This is a genomic window from Anoxybacteroides voinovskiense (assembly GCF_014196205.1).
Taxonomy (GTDB): Bacteria; Bacillota; Bacilli; order Bacillales; family Anoxybacillaceae; genus Anoxybacteroides; species Anoxybacteroides voinovskiense.
This window is the reverse complement of the sequence record NZ_JACIDE010000010.1, coordinates 20,540-35,012: the sequence shown is the minus strand read 5'-3', so window position 1 is coordinate 35,012 and position 14,473 is coordinate 20,540. Positions and strand designations below refer to the sequence as shown.

Genomic DNA, 14,473 nt, shown 5'->3' with positions numbered 1-14,473 from the left:
AAAAGCCGGCCTGTTTCAGACCGGCAGTGTGTTATTTTAAATGTTCTGGATTGAGCGGCTCTAGTTCTGGGATGACGAAGCGTCCGTCTTTACGGATGAGCACGCCGTCGAAATAAATTTCACCGCCACCATACTCTGGGCGTTGAATCATGACCATGTCCCAATGAATGTTCGAATGGTTTCCATTGTACGCTTCGTCGTAGCATTGTCCCGGTGTGAAATGAAAGCTTCCGTCAATTTTTTCATCAAATAAAATGTCTTGCATCGGATGTTGAATGTACGGGTTAACGCCAATCGCAAACTCGCCAATGTAGCGTGCCCCTTCATCTGTATCAAAAATTTTGTTGATGCGTTCCGTATCATTAGCGGTTGCTTCGATAATTTTTCCGTCTTTAAAGGTTAGTTTCACGTTTTCAAACGTAAATCCATGGTACGGCGATGGGGTGTTAAAGGAAATCGTGCCGTTGACAGAATCGCGCACAGGTGCGGTATACACTTCCCCGTCAGGGATGTTCATTTGCCCTGAACATTTAATCGCTGGAATGCCTTTAATCGAGAACGTTAAATCCGTTCCAGGCCCGGTAATGCGCACTTCGTCCGTTTTTTCCATTAACGCGACAAGTGCATCCATCGCTTTGTCCATTTTGCTGTAATCAAGGGTACATACGTTAAAATAAAAGTCTTCAAATGCTTCCGTGCTCATTTTCGCAAGCTGCGCCATCGACGAATTTGGATAGCGGAGCACGACCCATTTTGTTTTTGGTACGCGAATGTCGCGATGCACTTTTTGCATAATCGTTCGGCCGTGCAGTTTCATTTTGTCGTCTGGCACATCCGCTAATTCGTTAATGTTGTCGCCAGAGCGCAAGCCGATGTACGCATCCATTTGCGCCATGACGTTTGCTTCAAATTCCGCCATCATGGTGAACTGTTCCTCTTGGGCGCCGAGAAGAAGGGCGCGGTCGACTTGTTGGTCTTTCAATAAGACGAACGGATATCCTCCCGCAGCGTACGCTTCACGAACGAGTGCGATGACAAGTTCACGCTGCAAGCCGAAATTTTCGATTAGCACCTTTTCGCCTTTTTGTAGGCGAATCGAATAATGAATTAACGTTTTTGCTAATTGTTCAATGCGTGGGTCTTTCATTGATGATTCCTCCTATTGTATATGTACATGCTTATTGTAACCGATTTCACATCATTTGTTGAACGAAATGTTTTGCAGGAATTTGTCGAGGATGTGTCGAATGATGGAATAGACTGCAACATTGAGGGAGGAGAAGATGTGAAAATTCTTTTATACTTAAGCGTCGCTTTGATTGCCGTTGCTTTTTTTCTTTTAGTCATTTATTTAATCAAAACATTGAAAACGGTGCAAGGCACGCTGCAAAGCTTAACGAAAACAATCGAAGGAATGGAAAAGCAAATTCAAGCAATCGGCACGGAAACGGCAGAACTGCTTCATAAAACGAACGCGGTCGTCGATGACGTGCAAAAAAAGGTTGAAAGTGTCAACGTTCTATTTGAAGCGGTGAAGCAAGTCGGTTCGACCGTGCAAACGTTCAATGACGCATTAGTGAAAAAATGGACAGCAAACGAACAAAAACTCGTCCAAGCGTTTCAATGGAGCAATGCTTTTTTAGAAATATGGGGAAAATGGAAAGAGAAGAAAAAAAGAAAAGCGAAGGAAGGTGTGGAAGATGGGAAAAAATAATGGATTTTTATTCGGAGCGATTGTCGGTGGTGTTGTTGGCGCTGCTACTGCCATCTTTTTAACGAGCGAGAAAGGAAAACAGTGGCTAGAAGAACTGAACAAAAACGAGGCATTGGAACCGCTAAAGGAAACAGCGAATGAGTGGCTAGAAATCGCGAAAGAAAAGACGAAGGAAGTTGCGAAATTCGTTCCGATAGCGAAACAAGAACAAGAAGCGCCACAAGAAGGAATCACTTCGATTCCGATTCCGCTTGACAACAAAGAAAACAAAGAAAATATTGAAAAGTTGTTGAAAGAAACGGAAGCAGCGCTTCATGAGGCAGAACAAAAGTTGCATGAGGAGTGAAGAGGATGGGGAAACAAAAGGTAGAAACGATTGAACAATTCGAGCAAGTGTTGGCCGAAAACCACCGGTTTTTGCTTATCAAACATAGTTTGACATGTCCGATTAGCCGCGCAGCTTTTGACGAATATGAAACATTTGTAGCCGACCATCCGGAGATGGAGACGTACTATTTATTCGTGCAAGAAGCGCGCCCGCTGTCGAATTATATAGCAGAAACGTTCGGCGTCAAGCACGAATCTCCGCAGGCGCTTCTGTTTGAAAATGGCGCTGTTGTCTGGCATGCGTCGCATTGGAATATCACGTATGAGGCGTTAACAAAACAAGCAGGCTGAACCGACAGATGGTTCAGCCTTTTTGCACGACGTTTTCCCAGACAATTTCTAAATGATCGCCTGGCGCAAGCGGTTCATAAAACGTGACACGTTCGCCGTTTTTTAATAAATGAAACGATGTTCCAGAGGATGGAACGTCCACTTCGACGTAGTTGAAAATGTCTTGGAAAATAAAAGTTTCTCCTGCTTGCTCAACGATTTCTATCGTTGCCCCGCTTTCGATAACGTCGTCCGCGTTGAGCAGCTGTCCGTTTTTCATTACTTGAACTGCCGGTTTGGTGAGCGTCACGATTTCTCCGTTAAAGCGGACGGGGATGGAATAGGTCAGACGAAGTTGTTTAGCGTCCGCCAATTCTTGAACGGTCGGTGTTTTTTGCGGGATAATGTCAATACTATCCCCGTCTTCAAAGCTAGCAGACGGTTTCACTTCGATTCGATTTTTATAAAGGGCGCCGGAAAACGGTTTGATTTCTGTCGTTGTCCCGTTGATGTGTACCGTATACGGGACAGCGGTTTGCAATAAATGAGAAAGCTGTAGTTCTTCTAGCAATGCCGCAATCGTTTCCGGCATCTTTACGTTAATAACGTCGCGGTCATGCACTTCCCCGTCAAGGGAAGCTGGTCGTCCGTTTTGGTAGACCGTTGCTTTCATTTCGTACGGCTTTCCGTTAATGGTGATGGTTTTACGCGGCAGTTCGTCGATTAGCTCTTTTAGCTGAATCGTTGCTTTTTCTCCATCTTTCCCTTTTTCCACAACTATTCGATCTCCGTTTTGCACAAAAGAATCTAACGAAGCAGGCTCGCCGTTTTTCCATAATCGCGGCGGCTCACCGTACGTTCCAGGGATGGTGACGAGTTGGCCGTTGACGGTAACAACAAGCGCCATCCCTGGCTTTCCGTACAGTTTATGAAGCGGAATGCCAGCCGCAAGCAAACAGTCGCCAATGGTCAATTGTTTCATGTCGAATAGGCGAATGAGTTGGTCGTTGACGTGAACGGTAACGTATTGCACCGGATTTTGTTTGGCGGAAATAGCGATGCCAATCGGTGTCACTAACCCAGGACCATATGCTTGTAGCTCTCGTGTCACATTTAATTTTTGAATCGCTTCGACGCCGCGGATAGCAACGCGATTTTCTGGCAGTTGAAGTTGATGGGCAAGCCGCTTCGGAAGTTCTGGCGTTAAGCTGCCGCCGCCAACGAGCATGACTGCTTTTGGCGGTTTTCCGCCATTTAATGCGAAAATTTCTTCACTAATTGCCGCTGCTAAACGGTCAATCGCAGGAGAGATTGCCGCAATCATTTCTTCACGTGGCACCGCGGTTTCGAACCCTAAAATATCGGTAATCATTACCGTTTCGTTTACAGAAAGTTCGCGCTTCGCTTTTTCCGCAAGCGGAAAATCAAGCAAATAATGGTCGGAAATCGCTTCGGTAATTTCATCGCCGGCAATCGGCACCATTCCGTAGGCGACGACAGTGCCGAGGTCGGTGATGGCAATATCGGAAGTGCCTGCCCCGATGTCGACAAGCGCGACGTTTAAGCGGCGCATCGTTGGCGGAATAAGGACGTTAATCGCCGCGATCGGTTCAAGCGTCAACGCTTCCATTTCCAGCTCTGCTCGCTGTAAAGCCGCTAACAGCGATTCGACGACGATTTTTGGCAAAAACGTCGCAATCACCTCGACCGTTGCTTCTGTTCCTTGTTGGTCAATTAAGCTGCCGATTTCTTGGCCATCGATTGTATAATGAACGACAGAGTAGCCAACGCAGTAGTAGTGGTGGCTTTGTTCGTGTTGCTGTGCGGCAAGTGTTGCTTGTGCTTGTTGTACCGCGCTTAATTCTAAATGGGTCACATCTTCTTTCGTCATCATTGGCTTGCCGGCAATGGAAAACGTCGCTTCCGCCCGCACGGTTTTTAACGCTCTTCCTGCGGCGGCGACGGATACTTTTTTTAGCGGGCCATATTTTTGTTCTAATTCGTTTTTCATGTCCATAATGATAGAAGCAACGGCTGGCACGTCATGAATTTGTCCGTCGAGCATCGCCCGTTCGCGATGTTCTTTGATTATCATTTCTACTACTTGATAAATTCCATTCGTTTCTTGTAAAATAACTCCAACAACAGAACGAGTTCCGATGTCGAGGGCAAAAATAGTGGACATCACGTTCACCTTCTTTATGGAAATATCATATGATACTTTATCGCTTAAAAGCGTTTAATTATTAAAGTTTTTTCGTGACAATCGAAATGGTTTGCATTATAATAATGTCTAATTATTAGAAATGTATCATATTTTTCAGCTTTTATAAAGAAAGGATGAGAGAAAGCATGAGCAATGAAAGATTAGATGAGTTGCGGGCAAGGGTCGATGAGGTGAATTTGCAAATTTTGAAATTGATTAATGAACGGGGACGGCTTGTTCAAGAAATCGGAAAAATCAAAGAAGCGCAAGGAACATACCGGTACGACCCGGTTCGCGAGCGCAAAATGCTTGATTTAATTCTTGAACATAACGATGGGCCGTTTGAAACGGCGACATTGAAACATATTTTTAAAGAAATTTTTAAAGCAGGATTAGAGTTGCAAGAAGATGACCATCGAAAAGCGCTTCTCGTTTCACGGAAGAAAAAGCCGGAAGATACGATTGTTGATGTGAAAGGCGAAAAAATCGGCGACGGCAAGCAATATTTTGTCATGGGGCCATGCGCGGTCGAAAGCTACGAACAAGTAGCCGAAGTAGCGAAAGCGGTGAAAAAGCACGGCTTGAAATTATTGCGCGGCGGCGCTTATAAGCCAAGAACATCCCCATACGATTTCCAAGGACTCGGATTAGAAGGATTGAAAATTTTAAAACAAATCGCGGATGAGTATGAGTTAGCGGTCATTAGCGAAATCGTTACGCCGGCAGATATTGAGCTTGCGCTCGATTACATTGACGTCATTCAAATCGGCGCCCGCAACATGCAAAACTTTGAACTGTTGAAAGCGGCAGGGCAAGTGAAAAAACCGGTATTGTTAAAGCGCGGATTGGCGGCGACGATTGAAGAATTTATTAATGCAGCAGAATACATTATGTCGCAAGGAAACGACCAAATCATCCTTTGCGAGCGCGGCATTCGCACGTATGAGCGTGCGACGCGAAATACGCTTGATATTTCAGCAGTGCCAATTTTGAAGAAGGAAACGCATTTACCGGTATTTGTCGATGTGACGCATTCGACCGGACGACGCGACTTATTGCTTCCTTGTGCGAAAGCGGCATTGGCAATCGGTGCAGACGGCGTCATGGCCGAAGTCCATCCAGACCCAGCAGTTGCTTTATCAGATTCCGCGCAACAAATGGACATCGACCAATTCAATGAATTCATGGAAGAACTAAAATCGTTCCAACGACAAATGGTAAGAGTCTAACCCCTCCCCCTCCACTTGTATCATAGGTGGAGGGGGTTTTGCGTAATGTATGAAAACATTTGCAAAATGTTTGCGAAGACGTTGCGATTAAGCGATAATGTATCGTATGATAAATCTACATAAATAGGCAAGATTTGCGGTGTGAGAAAATAGATTGAGGAGTGAAAAGAAATGAATGTAACGATTTATGATGTGGCGCGGGAAGCGAACGTGTCGATGGCGACCGTGTCGCGCGTCGTCAATGGAAACCCAAATGTGAAACCATCCACAAGAAAAAAAGTATTGGAAGCGATTGAGCGATTAGGGTATCGGCCAAACGCAGTTGCTCGCGGGCTTGCAAGCAAAAAAACGACGACGGTTGGCGTGATTATCCCTGACATTTCGAGCATCTTTTTTGCCGAATTAGCTCGCGGAATTGAAGATATCGCAACGATGTATAAATATAATATCATTTTAAGCAACTCCGACCAAAATAAAGAAAAAGAGTTGCATTTGCTCAACACGATGCTTGCAAAGCAAGTGGACGGCATTTTGTTTATGGGCGGCAATATTACAGAAGAGCATGTGAACGAATTTCAAAAATCGGACGTGCCGATTGTTTTAGCGGCGACGATTGAAGAAAATCATCTCATTCCGTCTGTCAATATCGATTACGAACAAGCTGCTTTTGAAGCGGTTACGCACTTGCTGGAAAAAGGGCATACGCGTGTTGCGTATATTACAGGGCCAGCAAACGACCCAATCAATACTAAAAAGCTTGCAGGATATCGCCGTGCGTTAGAAGCGCATGGCATCGCTTACGATGAAGCGCTTATTGTCGAAGGGGATTATTCGTATGATTCCGGCATTGAGGCGTATGAAAAAATAGCGGAATTAGAAGAAAAACCGACCGCGGTATTTGCCGGAACAGACGAAATGGCGCTTGGCATTATCCATGGTGCGCAAGACCACGGAGTGCATGTGCCAGAGCAATTGGAAGTCATCGGCTTCGATAATACAAGACTAGCAACGATGGTGCGCCCGCGCTTAACAACGGTCGTTCAACCAATGTACGACATCGGCGCCGTCGCGATGCGCCTGCTTACAAAATACATGAACAAAGAGCGTGTCGAAAACCATATCGTCGTCTTACCACACCGCATCGAATACCGCCAATCGACGAAATAAAAAGAAAAGCGGAGAACGGTCCTTGGCGAAGCCAAGGAAACATCCGACGGAAGCGAAAGCTTTCGACGAGACGTGCCGTGCACGTCGACGGAGAAAGCGGAGCGGAGGAGGATGTTAGTTCGTAGCTAGACAATACCGAAAAGCGGAGGCGAGCAGTTGTAAAACAAAGCCTGCGAAATGTTCACAGGCTTTGTTTCATGTTTGAGCGCGGGTTGCGAATCGGGTAGAGCGCTTTTTCGACCGTTTGGGCATTTTTTTCGGTAATTTCCGCCTTGCGCGGAATGGGCGGGTATAACATGTCGGGGTCGTCCCATTCCGGCGGAAGCGGCACTGGGGCGTGCGGCTGCCATTTATCAAGCCACGCTTGCGGAAGGTTGCCTGAAATGTTTGATTGTTCCGTCATTTCAAGCCAGATGAGCGCCCAAGCGCGCGGGACGACCCGCCAAATATCATATCCTCCGCCGCCGACCGCCACCCAACGTCCCCCACAATATTCATGGGCAATTTCGTGCGCGATTTTCGGAATTTCTCGATACGTTTTCATCGTTACCGACAAATGGGTAAGCGGGTCATAATAGTGCGCATCAGCACCATTTTGCGTTAAAATAATGTCCGGTTTAAAAAAAGCGGCAATTTCCCGAAACGCTTGCGTATACGCATCAAGCCATGACTCATCTTCCGTAAACGCATCGACTGGGATATTAAACGAAAAGCCGTAGCCTTTCCCTTGTCCTCGCTCCGTAATATTTCCTGTCCCTGGGAACAAATACCGTCCTGTTTCGTGAATTGAAAACGTGCAAACGTTCGGGTCGTCATAAAACGCCCACTGCACCCCATCGCCATGATGGGCGTCCGTATCGACGTATAGCACGCGTAATCCGTACCGCTCCTGCATATACTTAATCGCTACCGCGCTGTCGTTATAAATGCAAAAGCCAGATGCTTTGCCACGAAACCCATGATGAAGCCCTCCGCCTAAACTGAGCGCGTGCTCTGCTTTTCCTGACACGACGTAATCGACCGCGGTTAACGTTGCCCCTACTAACAATGCGCTTGCCTCATGCATATTCGGAAAAATCGGCGTGTCTTCGGTGCCAAGCCCATAATTCATTGCGACCTCTTCCGACAGCCGCCCTTGCCCGGCAGCTTTCACCGCATCGATATACGCGCGGTCATGGATGAGTTCAAGTTCTTCATCTGTCGCCATGCGTGGGGAAACAATTTGCTCATCCGTTAGTGCTCGCATCTCCCGCAGTAATTCATACGTCAGTTTTACCCGCAACTGATTGAACGGGTGTGCCTCATGAAATTTGTAAAGCTGAAAGTCATCTGAATACACGAATACGCAATTTGTTTTCATGATGAAACCCCCGGCAAATTCGGCCATAATACGGTATACCCCGCGCTTTTTAAATCGGCGATTACTTGAATTGGGTTCATCGTTTGAATCCGGAAGACAAGAATTTTATAACGTTCATCTTTATCAGGATAGACAAGGACGCTAGCAATATTCACATTTCGCTTCGCAAAAACGGCGGTGACTTCACTTAACATGCCGCTCAAATTCGGCACTTTTACTTCGATTTGCGAGCCAGGTTGATGTGCCCCTGTTAGCTGTACAAGCGTATATAATAAATCCGTTTCGGTAATAATGCCGACGAGCTTTCCGTCTTTTGTAATCGGTAAACAGCTAATGCGATGTTCGTAAAACAATGCCGCGACTTCTTCGACGAAATCGAGCGGATGACCAGTAATCACATCTGTTTTCATAATCGTGCTAACTGGTTTTTCAAAATCTTCTAAATGCTCGCACGCATGGAAAATGGACGGGCTTACATCGCGAATATCGCGGTCGGTCACAATGCCAACGACATGTTGCTCTTCGTCGACGATCGGAAGATGGCGGATTCGGTGCTGCTTTAATAGCTGCATCGCTTCGGCAATCGTCTGATGTGGCTGAAGCGTCGCCACGTTTGTTTTCATGATTTGCTCGACAATCATTCGTAACTCTCCCCCTTTGTTTTCCCCTAATACATAAACCGATTCATAAACCGAAGCCGGTCAAATTTTTGAATGGACTCTTGATCGACCCGTTTTCCGATGCGCGCCATTAAACAGTTGGCTGGATGGGAGCATATTTCCGGATCATCAGTCGCATACCAAACGAGTCCGCCGGCATTCATCATTTTCTCCATCACTTTTCGATATTCCCACACGTTAAGACCTGTCCGCTTTAAATCCCAATGCCAATAATATTCCGTTGTAATGATAATATAGTCTTCCATCGCATCGTCCATCATCGACACAATCAATAAGTTTTTACCGACTTGATAGCCACGAAATTCGGGAATGACTTCGATTGCCCCTAGTTCAATTAAATTTTCCATCTTTCCTTCCGACCAGCGCTCGAGCGGGTCAGGATACAAAAACGTCACATAGCCGACGATCGTTTGATGGTGTCGAGCAATAATAATTCTCCCTTCTGGAAGACGAGCGATGTCGATTAATGCTTGATGTTGTTGTTCGGGTTGGCGGAAGGCGGTTAAATCATGGTGAAATTCATAGGCTGCTAATTTTTCAGCCGGCACAGGACCTTCGATAATAAGCGTCCCTTTTGGTGTTTTTAGTTCCTTGGCATTATATGTTTTCTTATGTTCCATTTAGCCACCACCTGACTAAGTTTTCTACCTCTCATTATACATAAAAACCGAAAAATTAAAGCGTTTTCAAAAAAATTTCTTTATTTCCAAAATAAAATTTTTTAAAAATTGAGAAATTAAAAAAGTTGTACTATAATGGGAATGTAATCACTTACATAAAGGGGGAACTAGGGGAATGAAAGTAGAAATGCTACCGGTCATACAAGGGGAACACAACTTAAAAAACTATGACGAAACGTATCAAACGTTCGACTGGTCGGAAACAGAAAAACAATTTTCATGGGCCGAAACAGGACGGGTGAATATGGCCTATGAAGCGATTGACCGCCACGTAGAAACGTTCCGGAAAAATAAAGTGGCGCTTTATTATCGCGACGCTTCGAGAGAAGAAAAATATACGTTTAAAGAAATGAAAGAGTGGTCAAACAAAGCAGCAAACGTATTTAAACAAGTCGCGGATGTGGAAAAAGGTGACCGCGTGTTTATCTTTATGCCGCGTTCTCCGGAATTATATTTTGCGGTTCTTGGCGCAATCAAAGTCGGAGCGATTGTTGGGCCATTGTTTGAAGCGTTTATGGAAGGAGCGGTGCGCGACCGGTTAGAAGACAGCGAAGCGAAAGTCATCGTGACAACAAAAGAGTTGCTTCCGCGCGTTCCGGTCAATGAACTTCCGGCGTTAAAACACGTCTTGCTTGTTGGCGACGATATTGTCGAAGAAGGACCATATATCGACTTTAAAAAGCGGATGAGCGAAGCGAGCAAACATTTTGATATTGAGTGGGTTGACCGGCAAGACGGACTCATTTTACATTATACATCTGGTTCGACAGGAAAGCCAAAAGGCGTTTTGCATGTGCATAACGCAATGATTCAACATTATCAAACAGCGAAATGGGTGCTTGATTTAAAAGAAGACGACGTCTACTGGTGTACGGCTGACCCGGGCTGGGTAACAGGGACATCGTACGGCATTTTCGGGCCATGGTTGTGCGGCGCTTCGAACGTCATCGTCGGCGGTCGGTTCAGCCCAGAAGCATGGTATAAAACGATTGAAGACTACGGGGTTACTGTTTGGTACAGTGCGCCGACAGCGTTCCGCATGTTAATGGGAGCAGGCGATGAGTTAGTGAAAAAATTTGATTTGAGCTCATTGCGCCATATTTTAAGCGTCGGGGAGCCGTTAAATCCAGAGGTCGTTCGCTGGGGAATGAAAGTGTTCCATCGCCGCATCCATGATACGTGGTGGATGACAGAAACAGGGGCGCAGCTCATTTGTAACTATCCGTGCATGGAAATTAAGCCAGGCTCCATGGGTAAGCCGATTCCAGGAGTAAAAGCAGCGATTATCGACGACCAAGGCAATGAGCTTCCGCCATACCGCATGGGGAACTTGGCTATTCGCAAAGGGTGGCCGTCGATGATGAAGACGATTTGGAACAATCCGCAAAAATATGAGTCGTACTTTATCGGCGATTGGTATGTGTCCGGCGATTCGGCGTACATGGACGAAGACGGATACTTCTGGTTCCAAGGCCGCATTGATGATGTCATTATGACCTCTGGTGAACGGGTCGGTCCGTTTGAAGTAGAAAGTAAACTCGTCGAACATCCAGCTGTTGCGGAAGCAGGGGTCATCGGCAAGCCAGATCCGGTACGCGGCGAAATTATTAAAGCGTTTATTTCGCTTCGTGAAGGATATGAGCCGTCAGAAGAACTCATCGAAGACATTCGCCAGTTTGTGAAAAAAGGATTGGCAGCTCACGCGGCACCGCGCGAAATCGAGTTCCGCGATAAATTGCCGAAAACGCGCAGCGGAAAAATTATGCGCCGCGTCTTAAAAGCGTGGGAATTGAATTTACCAACAGGCGACTTGTCGACAATGGAAGACTAAAACAAGAGGGTGTCCCAAAATTGGGGCACCCACTTTTATCACCATATACACGTACGAACGATTTTGGCGAAACGATACGTCGCATCTTTCTTAAAAAAAGACAATCGTTAGAGACAATCCCTTTTTTAGTGTTCTGTTTGATTCGTGGCATTGTTCGGCTTTTCTTCTGTCGTTACCGGTGTGGCAAACGACAGGAGGTTGGATGGGGCGGATTCGTTTCCGCTAATATCAACAGCGGTGACGTAATAAACGCCGGTCGCAGACGGAACGATAAATGATGGTGATGTTTCAGATTTTAGCGTCGCCACTACTTGAAACGGCAATCCTTCTTGTTCCGCTCGATATACGCGGTAGCCAATCACATCTGGCTCGCGGTGTGCTACCCATGTCAATTTTTTATTTGTCAATTGCACGACAGGTGGGTCGGGACGTTTGCCGTTTTCTTTCAGTTCGGCAAAAACACCAACGTTTTTCCATTCAGATGAATCAGGCAACAATTTTGCAAGATCAGTCTCTTTTATTCCCCAGTCTTCGAGCAGTTGAGCATTCAACCCTACCCCATCGTTTGTAAACTCTTGCGGGGTGGTCGGAAGCGCCGCGTACCGTTTGCCGTTCACTTCGACAAATTTTCCGCTCATTAACGAACGATCCTCTTCTGTCGGTACAAATTTGGCGTTGTATAAATCACTGCTGACTAACCCCGCTTTTTCGCACATCGCAGACGGAATGAGCCCTGATACGGTGCAGTAAGCGCGGCGAACGATGCCGCCTGGCATCTGAAAGCGCTCTTTTGGTGCGATGATGTCCGGTTTGACATCGTAAGCGGCGTTCATCAGTTGTGCCCATAGCAACAAGTTTCGTTTGCTATAGGTCAAGCCTTTATATTTCATCTCTAGTGGACGTGGGGTATCATAACCGATCCACGTTCCAAACGTAACGTTCGGATTCGTTGCGACAAACCACGCATCTTTATTATCTTGTCCTGTTCCTGTTTTCCCTGCCCAATCGGCGCGGAATTTTAAAAATGACGGCAGAGAAGCAGCAGTTCCTTGACGAATGACGTCACGCATCATGTCGATTGTTAAATAGGACGTTTGCGGCGAAAAGACGTTGACTGGCTCGCTTTTATGCTCGTAAACGACGCGTCCGTCTTTCGCGATAATTTTCTCAATTAAGTAGGCATCGACGAATGTGCCGTAATTGCCAAACGTAGCGTAAGCGTTCACGTTTTCTTCGACCGTTACCCCTTTTGTTAACGCACCGAGCGCCATTGACAAGTTAGTAGCGTCTGCCTTCGTCAAACTAGTAAAGCCCATTTTTTCTAAATACGTAATCGGACGTTGGTTAATGGTTTTCATGTATGTGCGCACCGCAGGGATGTTATACGAATATTGCAAGGCGCGGCGCACCGATACGAGCCCATGCGTCTTGTGATCGGCGTTTTTTGGGCTGTATGTGCCACTTGGTGTTTGCACGTTTAAATCAATATCTGGAATGACCGATCCTGGTTGCACAATCCCCATTTCCATCGCTGGCGCATAGACTAATAACGGTTTCATCGTTGAACCGTTCGAACGATATGCTTGGGTGGCGTGGTTTAGTTGTTCACGATGATAATCTCGTCCTCCGACAAAGCTGATGATGCGCCCTGTTTTGTTTTCGATCAGCATCGCTCCGACTTCGACCGGTTCTACTTTTGTCACGATTTTTCCCGTTTTCTTATCTTTTTCCCGCGTTACAATATCGCTCCCGAAATATGGATATTTCGCCACAACTGCTTGCATGCGGTCGTAAATGTCTTTGTCGATCGTTGTATAAATGTCGTATCCGTTTTGTCGCAGTTGCCTTTCGGCTTTTGCTTTATATTCTTCGTATAAAGAAGAATTGTTTTGTAAATCTTTTTTTGTATAGCCGTCTTTTTTCGCGAGTACGTCTGCTAAAATCGCTTTTGCCCGTTGTTCAATTTCCATCGTTAGCCACGGATATTTTTCGAATGGCGATGGCTTTGGTGGCGCGAGATGTTTAGTGATGTCATACGCTAGCGCCTCATTGTATTGTCTTTCAGAGATGAAACCTGCTTTTTTCATTCGTGTTAATACCGTTTTCATCCGCTGCAAGGCAGGAGAAATGTCTTTTTTCACTTCCCCGTCGCTCGTAAACGGAGTATATCCGAACGGGCTTTGCGGGAGTCCGGCCAAAAAAGCGGCTTGTGCTAAATTTAAATCTTTTGCATTTACGCCAAATACCCCTTGCGCCGCTGCTTGGATGCCGGCGATGTTGCGGCCGGAGGAGTTTCTTCCAAACGGAACGACGTTTAAATACGCTTCTAAAATTTCGTCTTTGCTAAAAAAATGTTCGAGGCGAAGGGCGAGCAAAATTTCTTTTGCTTTTCGCTCAAACGACACTTCGTTCGTTAAAATTTGGTTTTTGACGAGTTGTTGGGTTAACGTACTCCCACCTGTTCGAAGAGAAGAATTGGTTGCTTCTTGAAATAAGGCGCGGATAATTGCTTTTGGCACAACGCCTTTATGTTCGTAAAAATATTCATCTTCGGTTGCAATAATTGCTTTAATGACATAAGGAGAAACGTCTTTTAAAGCGACTTCTTCCCGCTCGATGTCCGAACGGAAGCTCCCTAAATAGACGCGGTTCGCAAAATAAATGTGTGTCGTTTCCTCGTAATTATAAATGTCTTTTTTCATTTCGGTATACGACGGGATACGCATATCTTTTACTAAAGAAGCAAAATAGCCGGCACCGACACCGAACGAAAAGGAAACGGCCGAAAGCAACACAACAGCGAGCACAAGGAGCACGTTCCATGCAATTTCGTATGTAATGTATAACCGTCGCAACAAATTTGGAAAGGAAATAGGCTGTTTTTCTTGCTCCATACACATCCTCCGTATACGTCTGAAAATTACTTTTATTATACCATACCGCTTGTCT

At 45.9% G+C, this 14,473-nt stretch carries 12 protein-coding genes; 6 read left to right on the top strand and 6 right to left on the bottom strand.

Annotated elements, in window-relative coordinates:
• Positions 1-31 precede the first annotated feature (31 nt).
• A complete protein-coding gene (locus tag GGR02_RS08560; RefSeq protein ID WP_183184321.1) occupies positions 32-1,147 on the bottom strand; it encodes an aminopeptidase in 1,116 nt (371 codons plus the stop codon).
• A 138-nt stretch (positions 1,148-1,285) separates the two neighbouring features.
• Here GGR02_RS08560 and GGR02_RS08555 point away from each other — a divergent pair, with 138 nt between their 5' ends.
• Genes GGR02_RS08555 through ytxJ form a run of 3 tightly spaced genes read left to right on the top strand, consistent with a single transcriptional unit; the run spans position 1,286 to position 2,392 of the window.
• Entirely contained in the window at positions 1,286-1,714 is a 429-nt protein-coding gene (locus tag GGR02_RS08555; RefSeq protein WP_183184320.1) for a DUF948 domain-containing protein, read from the top strand.
• On the top strand, positions 1,701-2,060 hold the full coding sequence (locus GGR02_RS08550) for a YtxH domain-containing protein (protein WP_183184319.1): 360 nt from the start codon (positions 1,701-1,703) through the stop codon (positions 2,058-2,060). The genes GGR02_RS08555 and GGR02_RS08550 overlap by 14 nt, the downstream gene beginning before the upstream one ends.
• A 5-nt stretch (positions 2,061-2,065) precedes the next feature.
• Positions 2,066-2,392: a bacillithiol system redox-active protein YtxJ gene (gene ytxJ / locus GGR02_RS08545; protein WP_183184318.1), complete on the top strand. Its 327-nt coding sequence runs from the start codon at positions 2,066-2,068 to the stop codon at positions 2,390-2,392.
• Positions 2,393-2,405: 13 nt separating this feature from the next.
• Here the strand turns inward: ytxJ and pilM are convergent, their stop codons facing one another.
• Complete coding sequence (pilM, locus tag GGR02_RS08540) at positions 2,406-4,556, bottom strand: pilus assembly protein PilM (RefSeq protein ID WP_183184317.1); 2,151 nt, start codon at positions 4,554-4,556, stop codon at positions 2,406-2,408.
• Between the two features lie 167 nt (positions 4,557-4,723).
• Here pilM and GGR02_RS08535 point away from each other — a divergent pair, with 167 nt between their 5' ends.
• Both GGR02_RS08535 and ccpA read left to right on the top strand, forming a co-directional pair.
• Positions 4,724-5,806 carry a bifunctional 3-deoxy-7-phosphoheptulonate synthase/chorismate mutase gene (locus GGR02_RS08535; RefSeq protein ID WP_183184316.1) on the top strand — a complete coding sequence of 361 codons (1,083 nt, stop codon included), beginning with the start codon at positions 4,724-4,726 and terminating at the stop codon, positions 5,804-5,806.
• Between the two features lie 171 nt (positions 5,807-5,977).
• A complete protein-coding gene (gene ccpA, locus GGR02_RS08530) occupies positions 5,978-6,973 on the top strand; it encodes a catabolite control protein A (RefSeq protein WP_183184315.1) in 996 nt (331 codons plus the stop codon).
• A 181-nt stretch (positions 6,974-7,154) separates the two neighbouring features.
• On the opposite strand, the gene GGR02_RS08525 is transcribed toward ccpA, so the two are convergent.
• The 3 genes from GGR02_RS08525 to GGR02_RS08515 are packed head-to-tail and all read right to left on the bottom strand — an operon-like array spanning position 7,155 to position 9,633.
• Complete coding sequence (locus GGR02_RS08525) at positions 7,155-8,333, bottom strand: acetoin utilization protein AcuC (protein WP_183184314.1); 1,179 nt, start codon at positions 8,331-8,333, stop codon at positions 7,155-7,157.
• Positions 8,330-8,974: an acetoin utilization AcuB family protein gene (locus GGR02_RS08520; RefSeq protein ID WP_183184313.1), complete on the bottom strand. Its 645-nt coding sequence runs from the start codon at positions 8,972-8,974 to the stop codon at positions 8,330-8,332. Before GGR02_RS08520 ends, GGR02_RS08525 begins: the two co-directional genes overlap by 4 nt.
• A gap of 26 nt (positions 8,975-9,000) precedes the next feature.
• The gene (locus GGR02_RS08515) at positions 9,001-9,633 is read right to left on the bottom strand and encodes a GNAT family N-acetyltransferase (protein ID WP_183184312.1); all 633 of its coding nucleotides are present in this window, start codon (positions 9,631-9,633) and stop codon (positions 9,001-9,003) included.
• 175 nt (positions 9,634-9,808) lie between these two features.
• On the opposite strand from GGR02_RS08515, the gene acsA reads away from it, so the two are divergent.
• The gene (gene acsA, locus GGR02_RS08510) at positions 9,809-11,524 is read left to right on the top strand and encodes an acetate--CoA ligase (RefSeq protein WP_183184311.1); all 1,716 of its coding nucleotides are present in this window, start codon (positions 9,809-9,811) and stop codon (positions 11,522-11,524) included.
• Positions 11,525-11,649: 125 nt separating this feature from the next.
• Here acsA and GGR02_RS08505 read toward each other — a convergent pair whose 3' ends face one another.
• Positions 11,650-14,418 (bottom strand): transglycosylase domain-containing protein, encoded by a 2,769-nt coding sequence (locus GGR02_RS08505; protein WP_183184310.1) that lies wholly within the window; start codon positions 14,416-14,418, stop codon positions 11,650-11,652.
• Positions 14,419-14,473 lie beyond the last annotated feature (55 nt).